The sequence below is a fragment of the Deinococcus sp. YIM 77859 genome, from assembly GCF_000745175.1.
Lineage (GTDB): Bacteria > Deinococcota > Deinococci > Deinococcales > Deinococcaceae > Deinococcus.
The window spans coordinates 1,951,328-1,977,678 of record NZ_JQNI01000002.1; the positions used below are offsets into that span (position 1 = coordinate 1,951,328).

Sequence of the window (26,351 nt, forward strand, 5' to 3'; positions counted from 1 at the left end):
GGGGACAAAAGCAGCGGGTGCACGCCCAGCGGATGGCCCCCCGCCGCTCTTACGGGCTTTCTCCGGGTGCGGCGCCACCTTGGGCCACCTGTCTGAGCCGCGCCGTTTCCGCCCATAGGGCCCGCGCTGCCAGCGTTCGGTAGGGAGACCACGCCGCGACAACCGCCGCCTGCCCCTCGCCCGGCGGAAGGTCCGGGTAGAGGCGGGCCAGCATCTGCCGCAGCACCAGATCCCCGAAGCTGAACACGTCGGGCCGCGCCAGGGCGAACATCAGGAACATCTCCACCGTCCAGCGCCCAATTCCCGGCAGCGGCGTGAGGGCCCTGATCACCGCCTCGTCCGGCAGGGCCGCGAGGTGCGCCAAGTCCAGCTGTCCCGAAAGGGTCGCGTCCGCCAGGGCCCGCACCGTTCGCACCTTTGCCCAGGAGAGGCCCAGAGCGCGCAGGTCTTCGGGGGCAGGACGCAGCAGCGTCTCCGGGGTCACGCGGCCCAGCGCTTCCTCCAGTCGCGCGTGAATGCTTGCCGCCGCGCGGGAAGAAAGCTGCTGCCCCACGACGCTCCGCACGAGCGTGCCGAAGGGATCAGGCGTCGGCTTCAGCACGGGCAGGGGGGGCAGACGGGACAGCACTTCCGCGAGCACCGGGTCGCGGGCCAACCACGCGAGGGCTGCCCCGTGGTCGGTCAGCGGCAGGAGGGTGGACGTCACCTCAGGCATCCGTGTTGAGCCGGGGAGCGGGGGAACATAAAGAAAGCTTACCGGACCTCTCCTCGTAGCTGATCGGCGAGCGGCCTAGCGTGAGAGCATGAAGCGACGGACCATCCTCTTGCTGGCGACGCTGCTCGCCACGCCAGCCCTCGCCCAGGGCATCACGATCACCCGTCCCAGCACGCCTCCCGCCACCACCCCCACCGCCGTGCCTGCCCTGACGGACGTGCCGGCCGGTTGGCGGGTGGTGAGTGGGCGCATCCGCGCCCCCCAGGCTGTGCGGCTTCCTGCGGGCAGCACGGTGACTGTCCGCCTAGAAGACATCACCCGGCTGAACGCGCCGCGCACGGCCCTCCTCACCATCAGCTTTCCCGCCTCCCGCCTCTCCACCCCCTACCAGCTCCAGTTCAACCCCGTTCGCCTGGATTCCCGGCGCGTCTACGCGGTGACGGCCCGTGTCTACGGCCCACAAGGCCGCCTGCTGTACCGCAGCGCAGCCGCCCAGGAGTTGCCGCCGGGCCGCAACGTGGTGATGGACCTGCGGGTGGTGCCGGTGAGGTGAGCGGCGCGAGGCATCCGGGTCAGCCCGCTCATAGGTTCCAGCCCCCCGCCACCTCCAGTTCCTGCCCGGTCACGTAGTCGCTGGCCCGCACAAAGTACAGGGCGGCGTCCACCAGTTCCTGCACCGTTCCGACCCGCCCAGCCGGAATCTCGCGCAGGGGCTGGCTGACGCTGGTCTCGATCACGCCGGGAGAGACCACGTTTACGCTGACGCCGCTTCCGGCCAGCACCTTGCCCAGGGCGTGCGAGAGGTGCAGGACGCCCGCTTTGGCAATGGCGTAGGGCACGATGCCGGGCCGGGCGATCAGGTGCCGTGCGCCCGCGTATCCCAGATTCACGATTCGCCCGAACCCCGCCTCACGCATCAGGGGAGCAGCTTCCTGGCAGGTGGCGAAGGTGGCGGTGAGGTTGCTGGCGAGCATGTCGGCCCACTCGGCGTCGGATGTCTCCAGCAGCGGCTTGTGCACGTAGTTCCCGACATTGTTCACGAGGACGGCCAACCCCCGGCCAGGAAAGGCCGTGTGCGCCTCCCGCACGAGTTGCCGGGCCTGTGCGGAGTTCGTCAGGTCGGCTTGCAGAGTGGTGGTGGGAACGCCCCATTCTCCACACAGCCGCGCTGTTTCCTGCGCGTCGGCCGCGCTGTTCCGGTAGTGCACGGCGACCGCGTAGCCCTCGGCGGCCAGCGCGAGCGCGAGCGCCCGCCCGATGCCCCGCGCGGCGCCGGTCACCAGGGCGGTGCCCCTCACGCTTCCTCCCGCGTTTGGGCCAGTTCGACCAGCGTGCGCGTGAAGGTGTTCAGCGGATATCCCGCCGCCTCCGCCAGCGGCACCCAGGCCCAGGCCTCGATTTCCTCGTTGGGGGTGACCTCGCGTTCATCCGTTCGCGCGAAGAAGTCCACCAGCAGCAGGTGGGCGGGCTTGTGGAATTCCGGACTCAGGACGGCTTCCTGCGTTTGGGCGTAGCGCACGTCCGTGAGCGCGAGGCCCGTTTCCTCGCGGAACTCGCGCGCTACGGCGGCGGCCAGCGTCTCGCCCCAGTCCACCTTGCCGCCGGGCACGCCCCACAGCCCGCGCCATTTCGTGGTGCGGACAATGAGAACGCGCCCGTCCGGACCCCACACCAATGCCCCCACGCAAACGACTGGCCTGTCCATGTGAAGCAGGGTACAGCTCTGCCCTATCCCTGTCTGCGGTGCCGCAGCACCCGCCGCTCAAGCGCCGTGACGGCGAGGTACAGCCCTACGCCCAAGCCGACCAGGAGGGCGATGGCGGCGAACTGACGGGGCGTCTGGTAGTAGGCGCGGGCCTGGTTGACCAGGAAGCCCAGCCCGGGGGTTTGATTGCTCACGAACTCCCACACGACCGCGCCGATCAGGGCCAGCGAGAGGGCCAGGCGCAGTCCGCCCAGCATCACGGGAAGGGCCGAGGGGAGCTCGAGCCGGGTCAGGCGCTGCCAGGGCGTGGCCCGCAGGGTGGAGAAGAGCTCATGGTTGGTCGGCGGCACCTCGCGCACCCCGACGATGGTGGCGATCATCACGGGATACAGTGCCGAGAGCGCACTCACCAGGACCGCGGGAATCAAGCCAAAGCCGAACCAGGTGATCAGCAGCGGGGCGAGCACCACGATGGGCGCGCTTTGCGACGCGACCACAAAGGGGCTGAGGAAGCGCTCTAGGGGGCGCGACTTGGCGAGGGGATAGCCGATCAGCGCTCCTGTCAGCGAGCCCAGCAGCGCGCCCAGGAGCGCAATACGGGCGGTGCCCCAGGTGGCGGCGGCGAACTCGCCGGGCGTCCGGCTCAACTCCGCCCAGACCTGCGCGGGTGTGGGAAGCAGCAGCGGCACGCCGATGGCGCGGGCGGCGACCTCCCACAGCACCAGGCCTGCCAGCAGCGCGGCCGCGGGCGCCAGCCAGCCTAGGCGCGCGCGGGGGGCCGTCTCCTGGAGGACGCGGGTGCTGTCTCCGGTGCCCAGCAGCGCCCGCAGTTCGGCTTCTAGGCCGTCGGTGTACGCCGTGACCCGTCCCGCCCCGCGCGTATCGAGCACGGCCACGATACGGCCGCCGCGCAGCACGGCGACCCGGTCGGCCAGCCACACGGCCTCGCGGATGGAGTGCGTGACCAGGACGGTGGTGCGCCCGGTCTTGTCGTGCAGGTGCCGCAGCTCGGCGTTAAAGCGTTCGCGCACAAGCGCGTCGAGTGCGGCAAAGGGTTCGTCGAGAAGCAGCACGTCGTGGCTTTGGGCCAGCGCGCGGGCCAGCGCGACCCGGGCCCGCATCCCCCCCGAGAGCTGCGCGGGATAGTAGTCCGCGTAGGCGTCCAGCCCGACCATCTGCAGAGCCCGTCGGGGCTCCAAGCCGCTCCCGGCCCCCAGGTCACGCGGCAGCTCCACGTTCCGCAGCGCCGTGCGCCAGGGCAGCAGCCGGTTGTCCTGAAACATCAGCGCGGGGGCTGAGGCGATCTCCACCGTTCCCGCCTGCGGGCGCAGCAACCCGGCCAGCACCCGCAGGAGCGTGCTTTTTCCGCCTCCCGAAGGGCCGATCACCGCCAGAAACTCGCCGTGCAAAACGGTGAGGTCGACGTCTTCCAGCACCGTCTGGCGACCCAGGCGCACGGTGACACCCCTGAGGCGTACCGCGACGTCTTTCGGCAGGCTCATGATCGGGGGCGCCCCCAGGTGTTGACCAGAATGACCCCGGCGATCGCGACCGCCCCACCGATCACGGTGAGGAGCGTGGGCAGCTCGCCCAGCCACACCCAGGCGATCAGGATGGCGAACACCGGGCTGACGTACAGGAAAGAACTCGTCGTGCCCGCGCCTACCCGCGCGAGGGCAAAGGTCCAGGTGAGGTACGCGAGCGCCGCGGGGAACAGGCCGATGTAGATCACGGCGAGGTGGGCGGGAAGCGGTGCCCGCGCCAGTTCGGTTCCGAAGCCGGGCAGGAAGACGAGCAGCGGCAGCGTACCGGTCAGCAGGCTCCAGACCGTGAAGTGCAGGGGCTTGACGCGCGCGAGCAGTGGCCGCTGAAACACGAAATAGAGGCTGGTGAAGAGGGCCGCCGCCAGGATCAGGAGCGCGCCCCGCGTCCAGGCGAGCCCCTCACCGCTTCCCAGCACGATCAGCGTCACGCCCGCCAGGCTGACCAGGGTGCCCAGCCATCCAAGCGCGTTCAGCCGCTCACCGCCGAAGCGTGTGGCGAGGAGCGCCGTCATCACCGGTCCCGCCGCGATGATCAGGCTGGCCGTTCCGGCGGGTACGCTCAGCTCTCCGTAATTGAGACAGACGTGGTAGAGCGTGATGCCGAAAAAGCTCAGCCCCGCGATCCTGGCGAGGTCTGGGCGTGAAGGCAGCGGCAGGCGCGCGGCCCACGCGTACGCACCCAGCGCCGCCGCCGCCACCAGAAAGCGGTACAGGGTGAGGTGCCCCGGCGAAAAGGCCTTGAGGCCCTCCCGAATGCCCGCAAAGGCCGACGCCCAAAACACGATGGTGATCAGAATCGCGCCGAGCGAGAGGGCATCCAAGCGGCCCGGCTGTGGGGCGCGGCTGGTCATGCTGCGCTCCCAGCACGGCTCACCGGCCAACGGCCGAATCGCCCAGGACAAGGTGTGCGAGACGGTGCGACGCGAAGAGCTTTGGCCTGGCCACTCATGGCCGCCAGCCTAGCGCGGCGGGTGCATGAGGAGGGGGTCAAGGCGAGCACATCCGCTTTCCGGGATGGCGGGAAAGCATAGGCACCGGAGGTTCCCGCATGGATGAGAAGAGACGCGGTGAGACAGCGTCCTACATGGGTGCGACGCCGAACACGCCCGACACGAACAGCAACCTCGATGTCAGCCAGCAGGGCGGCACCACTCCGGCGGACCGGCGGGCCACACAGGAGATCGTGGAGCAGCACGCAGAATCCGGCGGTCTGTCCAGCGGGATGACCGGTCAGAGTGATCCCGCTCGGCAGATGGACAACAGTGGGATGCTGCGGCCGGCGGGTCAGGGGCAGGACGCCGACCTCATCGGGGCGAGTGGCGACGACCGCAACGAGGAGCGCTAGGCTAGGGCCACCCCCTTCTCACCATTAAATGTGGCTTGGGGAAGGGTTCACCCGGAAAATGAGAGCGCGGCCCTACACTGCGGCGCAGCGGAGGAAAACCTATGAGCGCAAATATGGACAACTCGAAGAGCAAGGAAGGCAGCAAGAGCATGGACCAGGGGCGCTTGATCAGTGGGGCCGCTGGCGGCGCGCTGCTGCTGATGGGGCTCAGGCGCGGCGGGGTGCTGGGTCTGGGGCTGGCGGCGGTGGGGGGCTACCTCGCCTACCGCGCCGCGACCGGCAATGACCCGGTGATGGCCGCGGCGGGGCTGAGCGGCAACACGAACGCCGCCAAGCCGATTTTCGTGGAGCACAGCGTGGTGATTGATCGCCCTGCCCAACAGGTGTACGCCTACTGGCGGAACCTGGAAAACCTGCCCCGCATCATGAGCCATCTGGAAAGCGTGACGGTGCTCGACGAGCGCCGCAGCCGCTGGGTGGCCAAGGCACCCCTCGGCACACACGTCGAGTGGGAAGCCGAGATTGTGAACGACAAGCCCGGTGAGCGGATCGGCTGGCATTCCCTCCCCGGTGCGACGGTGGACAATGCGGGCAGCGTGCAGTTTGAAAGCCTGCCCAACGGCGGCACGCGCGTTCACGTCGCCCTCTCCTACCGTCCGCCGGCCGGGGCGCTGGGGGCGGCGGTGGCCAAGCTGTTCGGTGAGGAACCCAGCCAGCAGATCGCCGACGACCTCCAGAACTTCAAACAGACCTTTGAGGGCACACATCCTCAGGCACAGGCCTAAGGGCACCCCGGAAGAGGCGGCCTCCCCAAGGAGGCCGCCTCTACTCGCGTCCTGCGCGGCGTTAGAACGTCAGGTCGTAGTTGTGAAAGGGGGTACCGCGCTGGACGACCTGGCCGTCTTGCACCAGGTTCCAGCCCTTGCTGAGGCCCGTAAAGGTGCCGACGACATTGCTGCTGGTGTACACCAGGGTCTTGCCGTTCGACTGGGTGCGCGTCTCGCCCGAGTCGTACTGCCGGTTACCGTTGCTGTCCACGTAGGCGATCACCTCGTAGCCACCGTCGCGGGGCGAGGGGGGCAGGCTGATCGCGTAGATGCCCTTGTCGGTAGGCGTGACCGCGAACTGTTCGACCGTCTCGTTGGTGGTGCCGCCAAAGGTGACGCCCCGGAGGGCCAGACGGACCGTGCCCTGACCCACCGGAGCGTTGGAGATATCGCCCGTCACGTCCCCATTGGGCACCCCAAAGGTGCTGCACGAGGCGAGGGCCAGTGGAAGCGTCAGGAACGCAAGAAGTCTTTTCATACCGCCTTACGGTACGTTCTTCGGTGTGGGGCCGGTTCAGTGCTTCCTCAACCAAGCCCTAAAGGTTCCATCAGGGACCGGTCAGCCGAGCTCCTCGGCCCCCGTCTCGATCACCGTGAGCGAACGCAGGGTCGCGCCCTGGTGCCAGCCATACTGCGGGTTGTGAAGCCCTAGCACTTCGGCGATGGCGCGGGCGGTCGCCTGGTCCGGTTCGCCGTCCAGACAGAACAGCAGGAACTTGCGCCCGCCCGGCGCGATACGAATAAAGAGGTCCTCACCCAGTTCGAGCTGTTGGGTGCGGCCCAGCTGAGCAGCCCGGCGCTGGGCGTACCGCAGGGCGTCGCGGATGCGAACAGTGACGGTCGGGTGGCTCATGGCGTTTCTGGCGCTCGCAGGCCGCCCAGCAGCATGTCGGCGTACCGCTCCGCCACGTCGCGGGGCGTCATGGTCCCCCCGGGCCGGTACCAGGTGTAGGTCCAATTCACGGCGGACAGAATGAGGTTGGCCGTCATCTTAACGTCGAGATCAGCTCGAAAGCGGCCTTCTTGGAGGCCCTGGCGAATCAGATCGCGGTAAAAGGCATCGATGGTGTCGCGCCAGGTCGTGACGCGGGCGTAGGCCTCCGGCGAGAGGTGTTTCCACTCATGAAAGAAGACCGTCGCACTTTCCATGTTGTCCGCGACCACGCGGATATGCCGGTACATCGCCTCGCGCAGCTTCTGCTCGGCGGGAAGCGGCACGTCGCGCAGCGTCAAGAGGGCCTCATCAAACTGCCGTGCAGCCCGCTGCACGATCTCCACGAGCAGTTCCTCCTTGCCGCTGATGTGCGCGTACAGGCTCCCCCCCTGCATGCCCAGCTCTCCCGCGAGGTCACGCATGCTGGTCGCGTGGTAGCCGCGCTCGGAAAAGAGGCGGCTGGCGACGTCGTGGATCTGCTCACGGCGGGTTCTGGCCGGGGCTTCGGGCGCGGGAAGATCGGGGGAGCGGTCCATCATGGCAAGGGCGCAGGCAGCGCGTGCGTGGATGCAGCCTAGCACGCAGACCAGCGAACGTCCGTTTGATCCGGCTTCCGGTTGAAGCCCGACCGGCGGAAGAAGGACGGATTCCAGAATGGAGTGACCGGAAGCCGTTTGGGATGGCTGGACGAGGCGGCGCTTCCCGGTGCCGGGTGGTAGAACGGGCGCATGACCACCGAGCCTTTGCCCTCCACGGCTGCCGCGCCGGACCCCGCGGGGGTGCGCCCCGCCGTTCGTGCGGTGCCCGCCTACCCGTTTACGCCCATTGACGTGCCCATCAAGCTCGACCAAAACGAGAGCCCCTACGATTTTCCGGCAGATCTCAAGGCGCTCGCTGCCGAACGAATGCTGGCCCGACCCTGGAACCGCTATCCCGACCTGCACGCCGACACGCTCAAGGCCTCCATCGCGGCCTACGAAGACTGGGACCCGGCGGCCGTGGTGGTGACGCCGGGCAGCAACGTGCTCATCAAGCTGCTCACTGAGCTGGCAGGCATCGGACAGACGGTCCTCACGGTGAGCCCCACCTTTAGCGTGTACACCCTGGAGGCGCAGCTTCTGGGCGCGACGTTGGTTCAAGTGCCCCTCAACCCCGATGGTTCGCTTCCCGTCGCGGGACTTCAGGCCGCCCTGCGCGAGAACACACCGGGCGTGCTGTACATCACCGAGCCGCACGCCCCGACCGGCTATGCGGACACTGCGGCGGCTGTTCGCGAGGTGGTGGAGGCGGCGGGTGACTGGGTGGTCGTGCTCGACGAGGCGTACCACCAGTACAGCGGAACCGATTACCGCGCTCTGGTGCGGGAGGGCGAGAACCGTCTCAGCCTGCGGACCTTCAGCAAGGCGTGGGGGTTAGCGGGCCTGCGGCTGGGCTACGCGCTCGCCAGTCCGCAGTTGGCAGCGCACCTCCAGAAACTGGTTCCCGCCTTCAACGTGAACACCCTCACGCAGACGGCGCTGGAAGTCGCCCTGGAACACCCCGACTACGTGCGGAAACGGGCCGAGGAGGTCCGCCGCGAACGCGAGCGCATCTTTGCGGCCCTGCAAGGCCACCCCAGTTGGCAGGTGCTGCCCTCTGCGGCCAACTTCTACCTGATCCGCACCCCGGACGCTGAGGCCGCCTACCGTCACCTTCTCGAGCACGGCATCGTCGTTCGGCGTCAGGACCAGCTGCCGGGACTTGCGGGCTGCCTGCGCGTTGCGGTCGGCACGCCCGCCGAGAATGACGCGCTCCTTCAGGCGGCGCAGGCCTTTCGCTAGCACGGGGCTACCCGGGCACCGGGTCGGTGCGCGAGCGTGGTCTCACCCCCTATGGATCCCTTCATCCCCCCACCCGACTTTCCGCCCCGCTCCCCGCTTGTGCGCGGCTGTACAGCGTGCGGCGCGTGCTGCGCAGCGCCTGACATCCACGCCCTGGGCAAGCCGCTGGGGGTGGTTTGCCGGCACCTCGGCCGGGACTGCCTCTGCGGGATCTATGCCGCCCGCCCCGCCGTCTGCCGCAACTACCAGCCCGACTGGGTCTGCGGCGAGGTCGCCCCTTTGCCCACGCTCGAGGCGCGGGTGCGGCGGTTTCTGGAGATCTACGGGCTAGAGGAGGAGCGCTCGCCCTAGAACAGGGCCTCGCCGGCGGCCGCACAACCGCCCACCACCCCCCAGGCGGGCACTCGACCCGCCGTCAGGGCGGCGTAGGCCAGCAGCGCCAGCGCGGCCTGAGCGGGGCCCTGAATGCCCGACGTGAACACCGGAGTGTAGAGCGCTGCGAGCAGGAGACCCACCACGCCCGCATTCAGGCCGGCGAGCGCCGAGCGAATGGAGGACTGCGCCGCCAGCCGTGCCCAAAAGGGCAGCGCGCCGACCATCAGCAGCGCACCGGGCAAAAACACCGCCAGGGTGGCGACCAGGGCACCCTGCCCGGCGGGCAGTGCCGTCTGAGCGCCGCCCAGGTAGGTGGCAAAGGTAAACAGGGGTCCGGGAACGGCATTGGCTGCCCCGTAGCCCGCCACAAAGGTCTGATGCGACAGAAACTGCGGAACGAGCCCGGCTTCCAGCAGCGGCAACACCACGTGGCCGCCCCCGAACACGAGCGCTCCCGCGCGAAAGGTGGCAGCGGCCAGAGCCCAGCCGGGTCCCAGGGGCGCGAGCAGGGGCAGCAGCAGCAGACCGGCCCCGGCAGCCAGCAGCAGGGCCAGGCCCAGTCGCCGTGAGACCGGCACCCCCGGCAGGTGCGCGGCGTTTGGTGCCCCGCCGGGAACGCTGCGCCAGCCGACGAACGCGCACAGCAGCAGCGCCGCGACCTGTGCGCCTGCTCCCGGCACCAGCAGCAGGGCCGCCGCGGTCCCCAGCGCGAGGGCCGCCCGCAGCCGGTCCGTCACCAGGGTGGTCCACATCCCGGCCACCGCCTGTGCGACCACGGCCACAGCCGCCACCTTGAGCCCCGCGAGCCATCCGGCCTCCATTTCGGGCCGCAGGTGCGTGATGCCCAGCGCGAAAGCGAACATGAGAAGCGCGCTGGGCAGGGTAAAGCCCGTCCAGGCGGCCAAGAGGCCCGGCCAGCCCCCCCGCAGCAGCCCCAGGCTAAGCCCCACCTGACTGCTGGCCGGCCCCGGCAGAAACTGCGCGAGCGCCACGAGATCGGCGTAGCCTGCCTCGCTGATCCAACGGCGCCGCTCCACGAGTTCTGCGCGGAAATACCCGAGGTGCGCGACCGGTCCCCCGAAACTGGTGAGGCCCAGCCGCAGGAAGACGAGAAAGACCTCCAGCGTTCGCATCTGGAGGTCAGTCTACGGGGGACCCGGAGCTCGGGCGCTTAGTCGTCGGCGGCCTGCCCGGGCTTCTTGGGCACTTCCGGGTTCTCTACGAACTCGGTGGGGTCGTAGAGGTCAAAGCCAATCCCCTTTTCGTACTCCTGAATCTTGAGATGGAGGCGGCGCACGTCGCCCTCGACCGCGCCGTAGTCGAAGGTGTCCCAGATGGCGGTGGTCTTGAAGTTGCCGCCCTCGAAGTCAGGCACCTCGCGGGTCTTTTTGATGCCCTCTTCCAGCGCCTTGCGGCTCTCGATCCCCAGGTTGCGGAAGGCCACCTGCATCACGTCGCGAGAAAAGTCACGCGGGCCGTAGATCCCGGCGCGGTACACCGTCTCGTAGAACTCCTGCCAGTCCGGCACCAGGGTGGCGGCAGGCATCGCGAACTGGCTGATCACGTTCTTGATCGCCTCCAGCGTGCGCTCGGGGTAGTAGTAGAGGTACATCCGCACGCCTTCGAGGAAGAAGTTGTAGTGCGCGGCCTCGTCCACCGCGATGGTCTGGGCGACTTTTGCCAGCACCGGATCAGTCACGCCCCTGAGGTGCGGCTTCTCGCTCCTGCCCTGGGCGATCTTCATCAGATTCAGGTAGTTGAGCTGGGTGGCCCGCTCCTGAAACACGGTGTACACCAGGTTATGAATCGCGTCGGGAAAGGGGAGTTCCCAGGTTTGCGAGCGCAGGCGGTCCTTGTATTCCGCGATCCACTCCGGGCTGCGCTGCCCGCTGAAGAGGACCGCGTTTTCCCAGGCGTCGGCGTGCTTTTCTTCCTCGCTGCCCCAGCGGAGCTGAAAGTGGCTGCGGCCGTGACTGCGGCGCACCAGATGAACCAGGTTGGAGGTGAAGTCGGGGGCGTACTGCTCCACCGCAAAAAAGCCCTGGATGACGGTGATGACCTCTGGAGGGAGGTTCTTTTGCATGTTCCGCCAGTCAAAGCTCTTGTCGGGGTTCCAGTTGCGCGTCTCCTGGCTGCGGGCGGTGTACCAGCGGTACAGGCCCAGAAAGCCGCGCTCGATGAGCCGGTCCTTTTCGCGGTTGCTCAGCAGCCCGGCGGGCGTGCGCGGGCGCTCCTGAAGCATGTTGGGGGGGAAAATCTCAGCCACTGGGGGCCTCCTTGTGTGGGTGCGGAATGCTGGGCGGGAGGGATCTAGCCTAGTTCCCCCGAGCGGCCAGAGCGCCGAACCGGGACGCGGTGCAACGCTCGGCAAGCGTTCGTGCAGGGGGCGGCCCCGCCCGCTAGCATGGCGTCATGAGCCTTCTCGGTCAGCCCGCGCCCGATTTCACGCTGCCCTCCACCCTGGGGGAGCCGGTCACGCTCAGCAGTTACCGCGGGCAAAAGCATGTGGTGCTGGTGTTCTATCCCCTCGACTTCAGCCCGGTCTGCTCCATGCAGCTTCCCGAGTACTCTGGTCGTCAGGACGACTTCGCGGAGGCCGGGGCCGTGATCCTGGGGGTGAACCGTGACAGCGTGTACGCGCACCGGGCCTGGGCCGCCGAGTACGGGATCGAGGTGCCGCTGCTTGCGGACATGAATCTGGAGGTGGCTCGGCGGTACGGCGTCGCCATCGACGAGCGCGGCATCAGCGGGCGGGCGGTCTTCCTGATCGACAGAGCGGGCATCGTGCGCTTCGAACACGTGGAGGCGAAGACGAGCGAGTACACCGTGCGGCCCGAAGTGGTGCTGGCGAAGCTGGCGGAGCTGTAGACCCCGACTGCGCCACTCGGCGGATGCATCCCCACTCCCCGCTGCCCTAGCTTGAGGGGATGCCGGACGCTTCCTCTCCCTCTTCCCCGCCGCGTTCGGGCACGCTGGTGGTCCTGCGTGACTACCTCGGGCCGCTGAAGTGGCAGGTCGTCCTGCTGGCCGCGCTGCTTCTCACCGGCACCGGCCTCAACCTGCTGCTGCCGCAGCTGCTGCGGCGCTTTGTGGACCATGCTCGGCTGGGCGCGGGCGTAGATGTGGGCCTGCTCGCGCGGCTGGCGGGCCTGTATATCGCGCTGGCGGTGGGCGTCCAACTGCTCACCGCCGGGGCGACCTACGTGGGGGCGCGGGTGGGCTGGACGGCCACCAACCGGTTGCGCGCCGACCTGATGCGCCACCTGCTCTCGCTGGATATGCGTGAACACAAGGAACGTACCCCCGGCGAGATGATCGAGCGCATCGACGGCGACGTGACGGCCCTGAGCAACTTCTTCTCGCAGTTTGCGGTGCGGGTGTTCGGCGCGGCGCTGCTGCTGACCGGCGCGGTCTCGATGTTCTACCTGACCGACTGGCGCGTCGGCGTGGGCATCACCCTCTTTGTGATCGTCACGCTCTTGGCGATGAACCGGGTGCGGAAGAAGGGCGTGGAACCCACCCGCCTGGAACGCGAGAGCAGCGCGCGGCTCTTCGGCTACGTCGAAGAGCGGCTCGCGGGCCTGGATGACATCCGCTCGCTGGGGGCGGGAGAACACCACCTGCGCGGCTTTCTGCGGGTGCAGCGGCAGTTTTTCGAGCGCAGCACCTTTTCTTGGCGGCGGCGCAGCCTGGTGTGGCAGCTCAGCATGGTGCTGTTCGCCCTTGGGTACGTGGGCATCCTGAGCGCCGCCGTGAGCCTGTACGCGGCGGGCGCGATCACGCTGGGCACCGCCTTCTTGCTCTACCAGTACATGAGCATGGTGGAAGAACCCATCGACCAGCTCACCCAGCAGCTTCAGGACCTCCAAAAGGCGGGCGCGGGGCTGAGCCGCGTGGGCGAACTGCTCGCGCTGCGTTCGGGGCTGGCCGAGGGAACGCGCGACCTGCCTGAGGGACCGCTCGACCTGCGCTTTGAGCACGTCGACTTCAGCTACGTACCGGAAGACCCTACGGTGCGCCCCGTGCTACAGGACGTGTCCTTCTACCTCCCCGCCGGGCAGACCGTGGGCCTGCTGGGCCGCACCGGCAGCGGCAAGACCACCCTCACCCGCTTGGTCTCGCGGCTCTACGACCCCACGGGCGGAAGCGTGCGGCTGGGCGGGGTAGACACCCGCGATGTCCGCCTTGCCAGCCTCAGGAGCCGCGTGGCCGTCGTCACCCAGGACGTGCAGCTCTTTCAGGCCAGCGTGCGCGACAACCTCTCCTTTTTCGATGGGTCGGTGCCCGACGCCGAGGTAGAAGCCGCGCTGCGTGAGGTCGGTCTGGGGGAATGGCTCGCCCGGCTTCCGCAGGGCGTGCGAACCCCCCTTCCCGCCGGTAGCCTGAGCGCGGGGCAGGCACAGCTCCTGGCTTTTGCCCGCGTGCTGCTGCGCAACCCCGCCGTCGTGGTCCTCGACGAACCCAGCAGCCGCCTCGACCCCGCGACGGAAGCGCAGCTCACCCGAGCCATGGGCCGTCTGCTCGCCGGACGCACCGCCATCGTCATCGCGCACCGCCTCGACACGGTGGCCCGCGCCGACCGCATCCTGGTCCTGGGTGACGGCCGTGTGCTGGAAGACGGCCCCCGTGCTCAGCTTGCCCGCGACCCGCACAGCCACTACGCGAAGCTGCTGCGGGCAGGAGCGCTGGAGGACGAGGGGGTGCTCGCGTGAAGGGCGCTCAGAGGCCCGTGGGGCGGCGTGGCGTGCGCGGCCCTGGTTCGCTTCTGCCTCACCCCTCACCCTTTCTCCGGAGCTGCCCATGACCACCTCGCCCGCCTCTCAGGAACGCACCTTTGCCCTCTCCAGCAGGCTGTTTGCCTACCGTCCCTGGCTCTTTGCCTTTAACCTGCTGATGTGGGGAATGGTCCACGCCTCCCCCGCCCTGCTGACGCTGGCCGTCAGCGGGGTCTTTGAGCGGCTGGAGGAGGCCGACCGGCTCAGGACGGCAGACCAGCCCATGGACCCGCTCATCGCCGCGGCCTGGGTCTCGGTCGGGTGGTTCGCCCTTGTGCGCGTGAGCCGCTTTGGCGTCTTTTACGGGGCATTCCGGGCTTGGATCGAGCTGTGGTACACGCTGGACGCGCTTCTTAGGCGCAACCTGCTGAGTTACCTGCTGACCGCGCGCGGCTCGCGGCGCCTGCCCGACACCCCCGCCGAGGCCGTCAGCCGCTTTCGCGACGACGTGGATGACGTGGCGGCGTACACCGAGGTCTGGGTGGACGGTGCGGGCTTCGTCGTCTACTGCGTGCTGGCGGTCGCCATGATGGTGCGGGTGGACCCGGTGATCACGCTGCTGGTGTGCACGCCGCTGGCCCTGATGATTCTCTTCGTGGGGCGCCTCTCGCCGCGGATCCGCGCCTACCGCCGCCGGATGCGCGAGGCCACGGCCCGCGTCACCGACTTCATCGGGGAGACCTTCGGGGCCGTGAGCGCCGTCAAGCTCGCTGCCCGCGAGGCGCAGATGGTCACCCACCTCGAGCGGCTGGGCGAGGTGCGCCGCCGGTCCGCCCTGCGTGACGTGCTGCTCACCGAGTTGATTCGCGGCCTGAACGTCAACATGGTGAATCTGGCGGTGGGCCTGGTGCTGCTGCTGGGGGCCAATCAGGTGCGGGGCGGCGTGATGGACGTGGCCGACTTCGTGCTGTTCATCGGCCTTTTGCCGCGTTTGACCGGGAGCATGGCCTTTTTTGGGGATGCGATTGCCCGTCACCGACGCACCGGAGTGAGCTATGACCGAATGGAGCGGCTGCTTCAGGACGCGCCCCCCGGCACGGTGGTCGCGCACCACCCGGTGTACCTACAGGGCGAGCTGCCCCCTGCGTCTGCCGCGCCGCGCGCTGAACCGCTCGAAGAGCTGCGGGTGGAGGATCTGAGCGCCCATCATCCCGGCAGCGCGGGCGTGACAAACGTGAGTTTCCGCCTGCGCCGGGGCGAATTCGTGGTTGTGACCGGGCGCATCGGCAGCGGCAAGACCACGCTGCTGCGGGCACTGCTGGGGCTGATGCCGCGCGCTGGGGGCCGCGTCTTCTGGAACGGCACAGAGGTGACGGACCCGGCGACCTTTTTCGTGCCCCCCCGCAGCGCGTACACGGCGCAGCTTCCCAGCCTCTTCTCCGATACCCTGCGCGAGAACGTGCTTCAGGGCAGCGGCCCGAACCGCCTCGAGCGGGCCCTTCGCCTCGCGGTGCTGGAACCCGACCTTGCGGGGCTCCCCGCAGGGCTGGAGACCCCGGTTGGGGCGCGTGGCGTCAAGCTCTCGGGGGGGCAGATGCAACGTGTGGCGGTGGCCCGAATGCTCGCCACCGGAGCCGACCTGCTGGTGTTTGACGATGTGTCGAGCGCCCTGGACGCCCGCACCGAGGCGCAGCTCTGGGACGGCCTCTTTCGGGAGACAGACGCCACCTGCCTCGTCGTCTCGCACCGCCGCGCTGCCCTCAGCCGCGCGAGCCGCATCCTGCTGCTGGAAGACGGCCAACTGACCGACGAGGGCACCCTGGAAGAGCTCCTGGAGCGCAGCGCGGAGATGCGGGCGCTGTGGGCCGAGGACGCGGGCGAGTAGGTCCCGCAGGGCCGCAGCCACCTTGGAAGAACCCACCGGGGTTGGTGTGGTGGGGCCCTCCCCGCTAAACTTGACTTATTCGCTTGGTTTAAGCAGGATAGGCGCGACCGTCGTGTTCCTGACTGCCGGCGTGCAGTGAGGAGAGCCTTCCTGTGCTGTTTCGGAGTGTGCTATGCCCAAGTTTCCCCAGACCGTCCTCATCCTCAGCCTTGCCCTGTTGTCCGCCGCCTCTGCCGCCAGTGTGAAGGGGGCCGACGGCGTGACCGTGAACGTCAGTGCCCCCAAGCGGGTGGTTGCCCTCAACGGCACCACGGTAGAACTCATCTACCGCCTGGGCAAGCAAAACACCATCGTCGGAACGGACATTACCGGCACCTACCCCCCCAACAAGATTCCCAGCGTGGGGCACTGGGCCCAGCTTCCTGCCGAGGGCATCCTCTCGCTGAAGCCGGACCTGGTGATCGGCACCGCCGACAACTTTGCCACCCCGAAAAACACCACGCTGGTGGGGCAGCTTCGAGCGGCGGGTGTCCCCGTGCTGGTGCTGCCCGCGAGCGATACGGGAGGGCTCGAGGGGGTCAAGACCCGGCTGAATATGCTCGCGCAGGTCTATGGCGTGCCCAGTGCCGCGAACGCGCTGGCCAAGAGCTTTGACACCACCCTCGCGGCCGTTCGGGCCAACCGGCCCAAGCGCGCCCCGAGGGTCATCTTTCTGTACGCGCATAGCCCCAGCGACGCTACGATCTACGGCACTCGGGGTGGGGCCAACGAGCTGATCGAACTCGCCGGGGGCAAGAACGCCGCACCCTTTGAGGACACCAAGCCGCTCACGGCCGAAGCGCTCGTCGCGATCAATCCCGACGCCATCATCATGCTTGAACGTGGCCTCGACGCCGTGGGGGGCAGAGAAGGCCTGCTGAAGATGCCGGGAGTGGCGCAGACGAACGCCGGCAAACACCGGCGTATCTACACCGTGGACAACTCCATCCGCTGGATCGGGCCGCGCCTGCCGGAGTTCGCGCTGAAGCTCGCCCGCGAGTGGAAAAAGGACTTCGACCGGTGACCACCCGCCTGACCCCGGCTCCGGCCATCAGCCGCCAGCGCGTTCGGGCTCGCTGGACGCTGGCCCTGCTCCCGCTGGGGTTGCTGGCGGCGGTGGTCTTTGCTGTCGGAACGGGAGCGGTGCACATCGCTCCGGCGCAGGTGGTCTCCATCCTGCTCGCGCCGCTGGGGGTGCCGCCCCTGGCGGCCTACGAGGACCAGCAGGCCGCCGTGCTCTATGCCATTCGGCTGCCGCGCGTGGTCCTGGGCCTCCTGTTGGGTGCGGGGCTAGCGGTGGCGGGAACCGCCATGCAGGGCCTGTTTCGTAACCCGCTGGCCGACCCCGGCCTCTTGGGGATCTCCAGCGGCGCGAGCCTGGCCGCCGCACTGAGCGTGGTGCTGGGCATTCACCTGTTCGGGTCGTACACGCTGCCGGTGATGGCCTTTGTGGGGAGTGTGGTGGCCACCGCCCTGATCTATACCCTCGCGCAGGAACGGGGCCGGATGCATGTCGCCACCATGTTGCTCGCGGGCATCGCGGTGAATGCCCTGTGTGGGGCGGGAACCGGCCTGATGACCTACCTCGCTACCGACGAGCAGCTTCGCTCCATCACGTTTTGGCAGCTCGGCTCGCTGGGCGGCGCGACCTGGCCTGCGGTGCTCAGCGCTGCGCCCCTGCTGCTGGTGGGCGTGTTGGGGCTGCCGCTGCTGGCCCGTCCGCTCAATGCCCTCACGCTGGGCGAAAGCAACGCCGCACACCTGGGGGTTCCCGTGACCGCCGTGAAGTGGGCGGTGGTGGCGCTGGTGGCCCTCAGCGTGGGCGCCGGGGTGGCCGTCGCGGGGACCATCGGCTTTGTGGGGCTGGTCGTTCCCCACCTGATGCGCCTGCTGACCGGCCCGAATCACGCCGCGCTGCTCCCCGCCGCCGCGTTGGCGGGGGCCACGCTGCTGGTGCTGGCGGACCTGCTCGCCCGGACGGTCGTGATGCCGTCTGAGCTCCCCATTGGGATCGTGACGGCCCTCCTGGGCGCGCCCTTTTTCCTCTACCTGCTGCGGCAGGCGCGCAAAGGAGAGCGGCGATGAGGCGTCTTGCGCGTCAGGCAGCGCCCACACCCGTACCCGGCGCCCCGCTGGTGGAGGTGGCGGACCTCACGTGCAGTGTTTCCGGGCGCGAGCTGCTGCAGAGGGTCACCTTTGCACTGAAGGGGGGCGAACTGCTCGCAGTGCTGGGCCGCAACGGGGCAGGCAAGAGCACCCTGCTCGGGCACCTCACCGGCGAGCTTGTTGGGGAGGGTGTGCAGCTGTTCGGGCACCCGCTGCACGCGTACTCGCGGTCAGCGCTCGCCCGCCGCCGTGCCGCCCTGCCGCAGCAGACCGCCTTGACCTTTGCACACGAGGTGCTGGACGTGGTGCTGCTGGGCCGTATTCCGCACGGACGGCGCGAGACGGAACAAGACCGCGCCGTGGCCCGCGCCGCCCTTGAGCGGGTGGGGCTAGCGGGCTTCGCGCACCGCGACATTCTCACCCTGTCGGGAGGAGAGCAGCAGCGCGTTCACCTCGCCCGGGTGCTCGCGCAGCTGTGGGTGGATCCCGCTGAGCCGCAGAAGCCCGCGCGGGTGCTGCTGCTCGACGAACCCACCAGCAGCCTTGATCTCGCCCACCAGCACGCCACACTGCGCCTGGCCCGCGACCTGTGTGCCGAGGGTGTGGGGGTGATCGCCGTGCTGCACGATCTCAACCTCGCGGCGCAGTACGCGGACCGAGTGCTCATCGTCTCGCAAGGGCGCGTCACGGCGCTGGGCACGCCAGAAGAGGTGCTCACCCCCGCCATCATCGAGGAAGCCTTTGGCCACCGCGTCGCCGTCACCCCGCATCCCTGTCTGAAGTGCCCCTTGATCGTGAGCGCGCAGTAAGAGGAGTTGCTATGACTGTTTCTTCCCCCTCCCCTCGCCCTGGCCGTCCCGCCCCACGCCTGCTGCACGTCCTTGCCAAAGCGCCGCTCACCCCCAATCTGCTGCGCCTCACGCTGGCGGGCGAGCTGCGCGACTTTGGCCCCGGCCACACCTTCAAACTGCTGATTGTGCCGCGTGGGACGACGGCTCTTCCGCTGCCGGAGACTGCGCCGCGCCCGGTGGTACGAACCTTTACGGTTCGCGCACTGAACCGCGAGGCGGGAGAACTCACCGTGGATCTGGTGCTGCACGGCGGCTTCGCGGCGCAGTGGGCGCTTCAGGCCAAGCCAGGTGATCCAGTTGGTGTGGTGGGGCCGCTGGGCGCGCCGCTTCCCCTCACCCGCGGTCCCTACCTCATCGCCGGCGACCACTGCGCCCTGCCCGCGATCGCCCGCCTCCTGGAGGAACTCCCCCAGGACGCGACGGGAGACGTTCTGATCGAAATCCCTGGGCCTGCCGATGAACTGCCGCTGGCACACCCACCCGGCCTGCGCCTGCACTGGCTCCACCGCAGGGCACCCGCGGGGGAAAGCACGCTGCTGCAAGAGGCCGTGCGTGCCCTGCCGCCCCTGCCGCTGACCCCCACCACCTTCGCCTGGGTGGCCTGCGAATCCGCCGGTGTCAAGGCCCTGCGCGCCCACCTGCGCGAAGAACGCGGTCTACCGCCGCAGCAGATGCAGCTGGCCGGCTACTGGAAACGTGGGGTCGACGAGCGGACCTATCACGACACCGAGCACTACGACCACGCCCCGGACGAGTACGGGCGGAGCCGGGGCTAGTGCGCTTGCCGCCCTACGCCTCGCGCTGTCCGGTCACCCAGTAGCGCACGCGCTCGGCCACGTTCTCCAGGTGATCCCCGATTCGCTCCAGGCTGCGGCCCACCCGCATCAGCATCAGGGCCTTGGAGATGTGGCGGGGGTCTTCGAGCATGTAGGTGACGAGTTCACGCTGGATCTGCTCATAGAGATCGTCGACCTCGTCGTCCATCGTGAGGGTGGCTTCGGCGCGGCTAACGTCGCGGTCGGCGATGGCGGTGCGGAGGTTGGCGCTCATCTCCCCCAGACGCGCGAGCATCCGGGCGAGGTTCACGTAGCGTTTGAGAGGAGGCTGCTGCGCGAGTTCGGCGCCGTCTTCCGCCACGTGCACGGCGTAGTCCCCCATACGCTCGATGTCGCTGAGGCTTTTCAGAATCAGGGCGACGAGGCGCAGATCCCGCGCGACCGGCTGGTGCAGCGCGATGATGCGCAGGCACTCGGCCTCGAGCCTCACCTCCTGCGCGTCCACCTCGCGGTCGATGGCCTTGACCTCTTCCAGCCGCTCGGGGCGAGCGTGCAGCAGCACTTCCCCGGCGATGGGCAGCATCCGCTCGACGGTGCCGAGCATATTGAGGGCGCCATTGAGGACGGCTTTCAGATCGGTTTCGAGGGCGTCACGCATGAGGTCTCCTTGGTCGGGGGGGCGAGGCCGGAGCTACCCGCCGCTTCCCCCTCCGCTCGGCAGCGTAAAACAGAAGGCATTCCGCTCGCCGCGCCGTTCGGTCCACACCTGTCCGCCCCAGCCCTGAACGATGCTGCGAACGATATACAGGCCCATTCCGCTGCCCTGGCCGCTGGCTCCCGGACCACGGGTGTGGGCCCGAAAGAGGCTTTCGGTCTCTGCCAGAGGCGCGCCGTAGTCCAGCACCGCAACCTCGACCCAGGGGCCGCGCGGGGTGGTCAGAACCTCGATGGGTTTTTCCGCTGGGCCGTACTTCAGCGCATTCTCGATCAGATTGAGGAGGACCTGCAGCAGCTTGTCGGGGTCGGCCCGCACGAGATGCCCAGCGCCAAAAGTCAGGGTGCTGCGGCGTGCCGCCACTTCCGGCGCCAGCAGCCGCTCGGCCCGCGCAAAGGCTTCGGCCAGGGGCAGCGTGCGGGCGCGGGTGGGCCGAAAGCCGACCGCCAGGTCTTCGACCAGCCGGGCCAGCCGCTCGACCTCCTGAAGGCCCTGCCGCACAAAATTCTGCGCGAGCTCGGGGGGCATCTCGTATTCCAGGGCCTCCAGCACCCCGCGCAGCCCGGTCACCGGCGTGCGGAACTCGTGCGAGAGAACCGCCGTCGCCTCGCGCAGTTCGGCCTCACGGCGGCGGTGTGCGCTCAGGTCTTCCACGATCAGGGCCCCGACCTCCCCGGGTGCGGCGGGAACTGCGGTGCAGCGCAGGGTGCGGCCCCCCATCTCCAACTCGAGTTCGCCGCCGCGTTCGGCCAGAGCCTCCAGGGTGTGCCGCCGCACCACCTCCAGGAGTGGTCGTCCGGCGGCGCGGTCCTGCGGGACACCCCACAGCCGAACCGCTTCTCCGTTGACCCGCGTCACGGTCAGGGCAGCCGGTTCGCGTTCACGGCAAAACAGCAGAACGGCCTGCGGCAGGGCGTCCATCCAGGCATCACCGCAGGAGGCCCGCACGGTCTTTTCCCTCATTCTTCGTCCGTCCAGGGCCGCATGCGGTAGCCCTTGCCACGCACCGTTTCCAGAAAGCGGGGCCGAGCGGGATCGTCAGCCAGATGCGCGCGCAGTTGCGTGATGTGCTGGTCAACCGTGCGCTCGCCCCCCAGGAAATCCGCGCCCCAGACCCGGTCAAGCAGGTCGCTGCGCGAGTACACCCGCCCCGCGTTCTGGGTCAGAAAGGCCAGCAGGTCGAATTCACGCCGAGTCAGGTTCAGCCGCGTTCCTGCCAGCCGCGCCTCTGCGGCGCTGAGGTCGATGCCCAGCGGCCCGTGACGAAGCTGTTCCGGCGCGTCCTGTTGGGTGCGGCGCAGCAGGGCACGCACGCGAGCGACAAGCTCCGCAGCCGAAAAGGGCTTGGTGAGGTAATCGTCTGCCCCGCTTTCCAAGCCTTCAACGCGCTCCGCCTCGGCCGCACGCGCGGTGAGCATCAGCACGGGGAGGCGGCGCAGCTCGGGATCGGCGCGCAGACGGCGCAGGTACATCAGGCCGCTCTCGCCGGGAAGCATCCAGTCCAGCACCAGAGCGTCCGCTTCCCCCAGCGCTGTTCCGGCGGCCTCGGTGCTCTCGAAGGCTTTCACCCGCAGCCCCGCTCGCTCCAGGTGAAAGCGCAGCACCTCCCGCACGGTGCTTTCATCCTCGATCACGACCACGTGGCTCATCAGCCCTCATTGTGGGAAAAGAGGTCAGGCGAATGTCAGGGCGAGCGGTCGGGCCGGAAAGAGAGCTCCTATACCGTCTGGTTGGGCTTCTCCTGTGGGCCGTGTTGCTCGGGAAACTCAAGCACTCGCGCGTCGCTCCACAGGCCCTCTAGGTCGTAGTACTCGCGGGCTTCTTTCGTCATGATGTGGACCACGATGCTCCCCCCAAAGGCGAGGAGCAGCCAGCGTTCGCTGGGGCCTTCCACGGTGGGTCGGGGAAGGCCGACCTCCTGCGCCTTCTCGCGGATGTTCTCCTGCACGGCGTTCAGTTGCAGGCCCGCCGTCGCGGTGCAGATCACGAAGTATTCCAGGGTGGACGAGACGTCGGTGAGGTCCAGAACGACCACGTTCTCGGCACGGCGCTCGCGGGCGGCGTCCACAAGAGCGCGAAGTTGGTGGTGGATGGCCTCAGGGTGGGATGGGGTCATGGGTTCTCCGTGGCAGGGGGTTGAGGGGGGGGATTCCCGTTCAGGGCTTGCAGGGCCGCGAGGCTCTGGCGGGCATCTCTTCCCAGCAGAATACCGACCTCGCCTGGAGCAACGGGGAAACGTTCGCCCTGCAGGCGGGGCAGGCCCAGCGTATCGGCCAGCTCGCCCGCGGCCCGCACGTCCTGTCCGGTGAAGACCTGGCTGGCTTCACCGCTTGCCGGTGCCAGCTGCACCGTGATCCGGCGGTAGCCCAGCGTTCGCAGCGCCCGTTCCAGGGCTGGCCCCAGCCCCGCCCCGCTGGCGTCCACGATGCGTACGGTGACGTCCGGTAGGTCCGGCGAGGAACTCGTGGCCTCCTCCGCAGAGGTGTTCCACACCCGGGCGAGGGCGGCGCGGTCGGCGGCCAGGTTAAAGGTGCCGGGGATGGGCCGGGTGGGCAGCGTGGCGAAGGTGAGCTTGAGGTCCGGCAGGTGGGGCAGCAGGTGGCCCAGCAGGTTGGGGTCCACATTCGTCTCTACGCCGTGGCCCAGGCCGCCCAGGATGGTGGGCAGGGCCGTGAGCCCCTGGGGCGTCTTCAGGCGCGAGACGAGCTGCGTCAGCGCCTGCTTCTGGTGGTCGATGCGTCCGTAGTCGTCTCCAAAGCCCTTGCGCACGCGCAAAAACAGCACCGCCTGTTCTCCGCTGAGGTGATGGTGGCCGGGAGGCAGTTTGAGATTCACGCCGGCCGCCTGGTCCACCCACTCGATGCCGCCCTCCGGCACCGTGACGTCCAGGCCCCCCAGCGCGTCGATCACGCGCGCCACATAGTCGGTTCGCACAATCACGTAGGCGTCCACGGGTTCTCCGGTAATCGTCTCGACGGCCTGCGTGAGGGCGGACGGTCCACCCGCCCAGTAACGGCTATTCACCTTCTGCTCGGCCAGGGACCGCCGCGGGTCAAAGTCCCCTACGTTGGTGTCGCGCGGGATATTGAGGACGTTGACGCGGGTTCCGTCCACCTTGACAAGCATCAGGGTGTCGGTGTTGGGGGGTTGCAGCAGCCCCGTGCGCTGGTCCTGATCCCGGCAGGGGGTGCGGTAGGCGCAGTACACGATGTCCCGCCCGGCCAGCAGGAGGGTAAAGCGGGGGACTTCGCTCGCTGCGGCGCTTCCTGCGGCGGCGCCGGGTGCACGCAGCACTGCAAAGCCGCCCAGGGTCAGGGCGGCCAGGCTCAGGCCGAAGACCTGGACTGCCCGCAGGCGGGCTCGCAGGTGGGGTGGGGGGGAAGGCGAAGAGGCAGTCATGGGGACGGGGGAGGATCGGCAGCGGGAGACGCGGCTTGCCCCGCCCCCGGCAGGGCATGGTACGCCAGCAGCGTTCGCGGATGCACCTGAATGCCGCGCCCCTGAAGGTACGTCACCTTGGAGACGATGGCGCGGCAGAGGGCCGCATTCAGGTCGCGCAGCGCCAGTTCGCGGATATCGTCATTCACGCCCCTTCCGGGCTCGGATACGTCCGCGATGTAGACGCAGGCCGCCACCGGATTGCCCCCGCGCGGGCCGGTGGTGTGGTCCTCCACAGCCTCCAGCACCACGCGGTCGGTATAGCCCCAGCGTTCCAGCAGGGTGCGAGCGGCGCGGCCATGCAGCGCGAGCGGATGCGCCCGGTCGATGTCGCACTCGGGCGGCGCCAGGCGAAGCAGTTCGGCGTCCGGCAGGTCGCGGGCGATGTCGTGCAGGATCCCCGCGGCGTAGGCGCGCGCCTCGTCCAGGCCGTTGGCGCGGGCGATACGGCAGGAGAGCTCCGCGACCCGCAGCACGTGCTCGAAGCGGCGCGGACGCACCAGCAGCCGCACACGTTCGTCCCAGCCAGCGAGTTCAGCCAGCGGGTGCCGCAGGGCGGGCAGCTCAGCGATCATATGGCCATGTGGGTCATGCGCCACACCATGGGTGCATTATACGCTGCTTGCCGCGTTTCAGCGGGCAGGAGCGCGGGGAACACGTTCCACGGTCAGCCGCGCGCTGACCTCCTCCAGAGCCTGAGCACCCGCCGGCACGCGGAGGGTGACGGGGGCCGTGTAGGTTCCCTCGCGGTAGGGAACAGTGCCCGCCACCTCCCGCAGGCGAGCGAGCAGTTCCGGTGCGGCCACCAGGCGCACCCGGCTGGGCTGCACGCTCACCGCCGTGACCCGCAGCCCGGCGGGCGGCTCGGCCAGCACCACCGGCAGGCTCTTGATGGGCAGTTCGCCCGTGTCCACCCGGCGGACCGTGACGGTGCGGGGGTTCACCGTCACCCCCTCGACAGCTGCGCCGCGCGCGTCCAGGGCCAGCAGAGGAACCTCACGCTCGCCACCGGCGGGCAGCGAAACCGGGCTGCTGACCAGGCGTTCTACCGTGCCCACCACCCGGCTGGCTCCGCTCACGGCCGCCTCGGTGGGCGTGACGGTGTACCGCGGGACGCTTGTTTCGGGCGGTGTAGCGACACTCAGGGTCACCGGCAGCGTTCGCGTCAGCACGGTATCCACAAAGCCCTGAACCCGCTCGGGCCGTAGACCACGCAGGGTGGTCCCGGTGGGGGCCTGTACGGTCACGGGCCGGGTAAAACTGCCTTCCGGAACTCCCGTCACGTCCACCACCGCCTCGATGTTCTCGCCGCGCAGTTCGCGCAGCCGCTCGGGGCGCCCGCTGAGGGTGACCCGGATGGTGGCGGGTGACAGGTCGCTGACCGTGCGCGTGCCCACGCCCCGCCCGCCCGTCGTGTCGCTCACCGTGACCGGCACGTCATAACTCTGCTCGACATTGGCGCGGCGATCGGCCGTCGCCACCAGCCACAGCACCACCGCCGTCGCCAGCGCCAGCGTCTTGGCCGGCAGGTTGTGCAGCAGTCGTCGCCACAGGAGGCGGGGGTCAGTCCAGCGGCCCAGACGGCTTTCCTTCACGCGCTCCCCCGTTCCGGCGGCCCGCTTATTTCGGCGCGCGTGGGCGGCTCTGCGGCAGAGGCAGCCCGCGGCCCCGGCAATTCCCCGCTGAGGTCCGCACGGTCATACACCAGGGCCCGCAGTTGCTCGCGCAGCTCGGAGCCGTTCAGGTCCGGCCCCAGCCGCCCCGCAAGCGCGATTCGCATGGAGCCGCGCTCCTCGCTGACCACCAGCACAACCGCGTCCGTCAGTTCTGACAGGCCGATGGCGGCGCGGTGGCGCGTGCCGTAGCGCCGGTAGGTGCCGTCACTCGACTGGAGAGGAAACAGGCAGCCTGCCGCGGCCACCCGCGACCCCTGGATGATCACGCCGCCGTCATGCAGCGGCGCGTTGCGCGCAAACAGCGCCTCCAGGAAGGGTGCGCTCACCTTCGCGTCCAGCGCCACCCCCGTCGCCGCGTACTCGCCCAGCGGTGTGCGCCGCTCGATGGCGATCAGGGCGCCCGTCTTGCGCTCGGCGAGGCGCTCCATCGCCCGGGCCAGGTCCTGGAGCGCGGCGCCACTCGCGCCCTGGTCCCGCCCGCGCGGCCGGCCCACCCGCTCCAGCGCCGCCCGCAACTCCGGCTGAAACAGCACCACCAACGCAAAGAGCCCCACCGTGCCCGCGCGGCCCAGCAGGTAGCTCAGGGTGGTGAGCCCCAGCAGCTCTGCCAGCACCCACACGCCCGCAAACACCAGGATGCCGCGCAGGACGTTCACCGCCCGCGTTCCCACCACCAGCAGGTACCCCTGGTAGATCAGAAACGCGACCAGCAGCACGTCCAGCACGTCCCTCACGGTCAGTGAACCGGGGAACAGCATGCGGGGTGCTCCTTCCCGCCGCCCAAACCAGCCTGCGGCACGTGCCCACTATACGTGCCGCAGGCTGACGAGCAGCCCGAGGAAAGTGTGAGAAAAGGGAAAGTGTGAGAAGGCCGTGCACTCCGGC

At 69.0% G+C, this 26,351-nt stretch carries 30 protein-coding genes; 12 read left to right on the forward strand and 18 right to left on the reverse strand.

What is annotated here, in order from left to right; translation table 11 throughout:
* Positions 1-49: 49 nt before the first annotated feature.
* On the reverse strand, positions 50-715 hold the full coding sequence (locus tag EI73_RS09635) for a DNA-3-methyladenine glycosylase (protein WP_034386257.1): 666 nt from the start codon (positions 713-715) through the stop codon (positions 50-52).
* 88 nt (positions 716-803) lie between these two features.
* On the opposite strand from EI73_RS09635, the gene EI73_RS09640 reads away from it, so the two are divergent.
* Positions 804-1,268, forward strand: coding sequence for a YbaY family lipoprotein (locus EI73_RS09640; protein ID WP_034386259.1), 465 nt, complete (start codon positions 804-806; stop codon positions 1,266-1,268).
* A 28-nt stretch (positions 1,269-1,296) separates the two neighbouring features.
* On the opposite strand, the gene tmpR is transcribed toward EI73_RS09640, so the two are convergent.
* Genes tmpR through EI73_RS09660 form a run of 4 tightly spaced genes read right to left on the reverse strand, consistent with a single transcriptional unit; the run spans position 1,297 to position 4,815 of the window.
* Positions 1,297-2,013, reverse strand: a complete 717-nt coding sequence (gene tmpR, locus EI73_RS09645; protein WP_034386262.1) for a bifunctional dihydropteridine reductase/dihydrofolate reductase TmpR — start codon at positions 2,011-2,013, stop codon at positions 1,297-1,299.
* On the reverse strand, positions 2,010-2,420 hold the full coding sequence (locus EI73_RS09650; protein WP_034386265.1) for an NUDIX domain-containing protein: 411 nt from the start codon (positions 2,418-2,420) through the stop codon (positions 2,010-2,012). The genes tmpR and EI73_RS09650 overlap by 4 nt, the downstream gene beginning before the upstream one ends.
* Positions 2,421-2,443: 23 nt before the next feature.
* Positions 2,444-3,922, reverse strand: coding sequence for an ABC transporter permease subunit (locus tag EI73_RS09655; protein ID WP_034386268.1), 1,479 nt, complete (start codon positions 3,920-3,922; stop codon positions 2,444-2,446).
* Entirely contained in the window at positions 3,919-4,815 is an 897-nt protein-coding gene (locus EI73_RS09660; RefSeq protein ID WP_034386271.1) for a DMT family transporter, read from the reverse strand. Before EI73_RS09660 ends, EI73_RS09655 begins: the two co-directional genes overlap by 4 nt.
* Positions 4,816-5,012: 197 nt before the next feature.
* On the opposite strand from EI73_RS09660, the gene EI73_RS09665 reads away from it, so the two are divergent.
* Positions 5,013-5,309 (forward strand): hypothetical protein, encoded by a 297-nt coding sequence (locus EI73_RS09665; RefSeq protein WP_034386273.1) that lies wholly within the window; start codon positions 5,013-5,015, stop codon positions 5,307-5,309.
* Between the two features lie 101 nt (positions 5,310-5,410).
* Positions 5,411-6,094 carry an SRPBCC family protein gene (locus tag EI73_RS09670; protein WP_034386276.1) on the forward strand — a complete coding sequence of 228 codons (684 nt, stop codon included), beginning with the start codon at positions 5,411-5,413 and terminating at the stop codon, positions 6,092-6,094.
* A gap of 61 nt (positions 6,095-6,155) precedes the next feature.
* Here EI73_RS09670 and EI73_RS09675 read toward each other — a convergent pair whose 3' ends face one another.
* The 3 genes from EI73_RS09675 to EI73_RS09685 form a co-directional block, all read right to left on the reverse strand.
* On the reverse strand, positions 6,156-6,614 hold the full coding sequence (locus tag EI73_RS09675; protein WP_034386278.1) for a hypothetical protein: 459 nt from the start codon (positions 6,612-6,614) through the stop codon (positions 6,156-6,158).
* Positions 6,615-6,695: 81 nt separating this feature from the next.
* Positions 6,696-6,989 carry a hypothetical protein gene (locus EI73_RS09680; protein WP_034386280.1) on the reverse strand — a complete coding sequence of 98 codons (294 nt, stop codon included), beginning with the start codon at positions 6,987-6,989 and terminating at the stop codon, positions 6,696-6,698.
* The gene (locus EI73_RS09685; protein ID WP_034386282.1) at positions 6,986-7,609 is read right to left on the reverse strand and encodes a TetR/AcrR family transcriptional regulator; all 624 of its coding nucleotides are present in this window, start codon (positions 7,607-7,609) and stop codon (positions 6,986-6,988) included. The genes EI73_RS09680 and EI73_RS09685 overlap by 4 nt, the downstream gene beginning before the upstream one ends.
* A gap of 189 nt (positions 7,610-7,798) precedes the next feature.
* Here EI73_RS09685 and EI73_RS09690 point away from each other — a divergent pair, with 189 nt between their 5' ends.
* Complete coding sequence (locus EI73_RS09690) at positions 7,799-8,890, forward strand: histidinol-phosphate transaminase (RefSeq protein ID WP_034386283.1); 1,092 nt, start codon at positions 7,799-7,801, stop codon at positions 8,888-8,890.
* A 51-nt stretch (positions 8,891-8,941) separates the two neighbouring features.
* Entirely contained in the window at positions 8,942-9,241 is a 300-nt protein-coding gene (locus EI73_RS09695; protein ID WP_034386285.1) for a hypothetical protein, read from the forward strand.
* On the opposite strand, the gene chrA is transcribed toward EI73_RS09695, so the two are convergent.
* The gene (gene chrA, locus EI73_RS09700; protein WP_034386287.1) at positions 9,238-10,398 is read right to left on the reverse strand and encodes a chromate efflux transporter; all 1,161 of its coding nucleotides are present in this window, start codon (positions 10,396-10,398) and stop codon (positions 9,238-9,240) included. The genes EI73_RS09695 and chrA overlap by 4 nt on opposite strands.
* Before the next feature lie 38 nt (positions 10,399-10,436).
* Positions 10,437-11,531, reverse strand: coding sequence for an acyl-ACP desaturase (locus tag EI73_RS09705; RefSeq protein WP_034386289.1), 1,095 nt, complete (start codon positions 11,529-11,531; stop codon positions 10,437-10,439).
* Positions 11,532-11,677: 146 nt separating this feature from the next.
* Between EI73_RS09705 and EI73_RS09710 the strand changes: the two genes are divergently transcribed.
* The 7 genes from EI73_RS09710 (at position 11,678) to EI73_RS09740 (ending at position 19,637) form a co-directional block, all read left to right on the forward strand.
* On the forward strand, positions 11,678-12,133 hold the full coding sequence (locus tag EI73_RS09710; protein ID WP_034386291.1) for a peroxiredoxin: 456 nt from the start codon (positions 11,678-11,680) through the stop codon (positions 12,131-12,133).
* 59 nt (positions 12,134-12,192) lie between these two features.
* Positions 12,193-13,977 carry an ABC transporter ATP-binding protein gene (locus tag EI73_RS09715; protein WP_051935470.1) on the forward strand — a complete coding sequence of 595 codons (1,785 nt, stop codon included), beginning with the start codon at positions 12,193-12,195 and terminating at the stop codon, positions 13,975-13,977.
* Positions 13,978-14,065: 88 nt separating this feature from the next.
* Positions 14,066-15,865: an ABC transporter ATP-binding protein gene (locus EI73_RS09720; RefSeq protein ID WP_034386292.1), complete on the forward strand. Its 1,800-nt coding sequence runs from the start codon at positions 14,066-14,068 to the stop codon at positions 15,863-15,865.
* Between the two features lie 172 nt (positions 15,866-16,037).
* Positions 16,038-16,928, forward strand: coding sequence for a hemin ABC transporter substrate-binding protein (locus EI73_RS09725; RefSeq protein ID WP_034386294.1), 891 nt, complete (start codon positions 16,038-16,040; stop codon positions 16,926-16,928).
* Complete coding sequence (locus EI73_RS09730) at positions 16,925-17,989, forward strand: iron ABC transporter permease (RefSeq protein WP_034386296.1); 1,065 nt, start codon at positions 16,925-16,927, stop codon at positions 17,987-17,989. Before EI73_RS09725 ends, EI73_RS09730 begins: the two co-directional genes overlap by 4 nt.
* Positions 17,986-18,819 (forward strand): heme ABC transporter ATP-binding protein, encoded by an 834-nt coding sequence (locus EI73_RS09735; protein WP_081908998.1) that lies wholly within the window; start codon positions 17,986-17,988, stop codon positions 18,817-18,819. The genes EI73_RS09730 and EI73_RS09735 overlap by 4 nt, the downstream gene beginning before the upstream one ends.
* Before the next feature lie 11 nt (positions 18,820-18,830).
* Positions 18,831-19,637 carry a siderophore-interacting protein gene (locus EI73_RS09740; RefSeq protein WP_051935471.1) on the forward strand — a complete coding sequence of 269 codons (807 nt, stop codon included), beginning with the start codon at positions 18,831-18,833 and terminating at the stop codon, positions 19,635-19,637.
* A 13-nt stretch (positions 19,638-19,650) separates the two neighbouring features.
* On the opposite strand, the gene phoU is transcribed toward EI73_RS09740, so the two are convergent.
* The 8 genes from phoU to cdaA form a co-directional block, all read right to left on the reverse strand.
* Positions 19,651-20,295, reverse strand: coding sequence for a phosphate signaling complex protein PhoU (gene phoU, locus EI73_RS09745; protein WP_034386302.1), 645 nt, complete (start codon positions 20,293-20,295; stop codon positions 19,651-19,653).
* 33 nt (positions 20,296-20,328) lie between these two features.
* A complete protein-coding gene (locus EI73_RS09750; protein ID WP_034386305.1) occupies positions 20,329-21,315 on the reverse strand; it encodes a cell wall metabolism sensor histidine kinase WalK in 987 nt (328 codons plus the stop codon).
* On the reverse strand, positions 21,312-22,001 hold the full coding sequence (locus EI73_RS09755; RefSeq protein WP_034386306.1) for a winged helix-turn-helix domain-containing protein: 690 nt from the start codon (positions 21,999-22,001) through the stop codon (positions 21,312-21,314). Before EI73_RS09755 ends, EI73_RS09750 begins: the two co-directional genes overlap by 4 nt.
* 68 nt (positions 22,002-22,069) lie before the next feature.
* Positions 22,070-22,468 (reverse strand): ribosome silencing factor, encoded by a 399-nt coding sequence (gene rsfS, locus EI73_RS09760; RefSeq protein WP_034386309.1) that lies wholly within the window; start codon positions 22,466-22,468, stop codon positions 22,070-22,072.
* The gene (locus tag EI73_RS09765) at positions 22,465-23,751 is read right to left on the reverse strand and encodes an LCP family protein (protein WP_051935472.1); all 1,287 of its coding nucleotides are present in this window, start codon (positions 23,749-23,751) and stop codon (positions 22,465-22,467) included. Before EI73_RS09765 ends, rsfS begins: the two co-directional genes overlap by 4 nt.
* Positions 23,748-24,365: a bis(5'-nucleosyl)-tetraphosphatase (symmetrical) YqeK gene (gene yqeK, locus EI73_RS09770; RefSeq protein ID WP_034386311.1), complete on the reverse strand. Its 618-nt coding sequence runs from the start codon at positions 24,363-24,365 to the stop codon at positions 23,748-23,750. Before yqeK ends, EI73_RS09765 begins: the two co-directional genes overlap by 4 nt.
* A 57-nt stretch (positions 24,366-24,422) precedes the next feature.
* Positions 24,423-25,385 (reverse strand): YbbR-like domain-containing protein, encoded by a 963-nt coding sequence (locus EI73_RS09775; RefSeq protein WP_034386313.1) that lies wholly within the window; start codon positions 25,383-25,385, stop codon positions 24,423-24,425.
* Positions 25,382-26,224: a diadenylate cyclase CdaA gene (gene cdaA, locus EI73_RS09780; RefSeq protein ID WP_034386316.1), complete on the reverse strand. Its 843-nt coding sequence runs from the start codon at positions 26,222-26,224 to the stop codon at positions 25,382-25,384. The genes EI73_RS09775 and cdaA overlap by 4 nt, the downstream gene beginning before the upstream one ends.
* Positions 26,225-26,351: the final 127 nt, after the last annotated feature.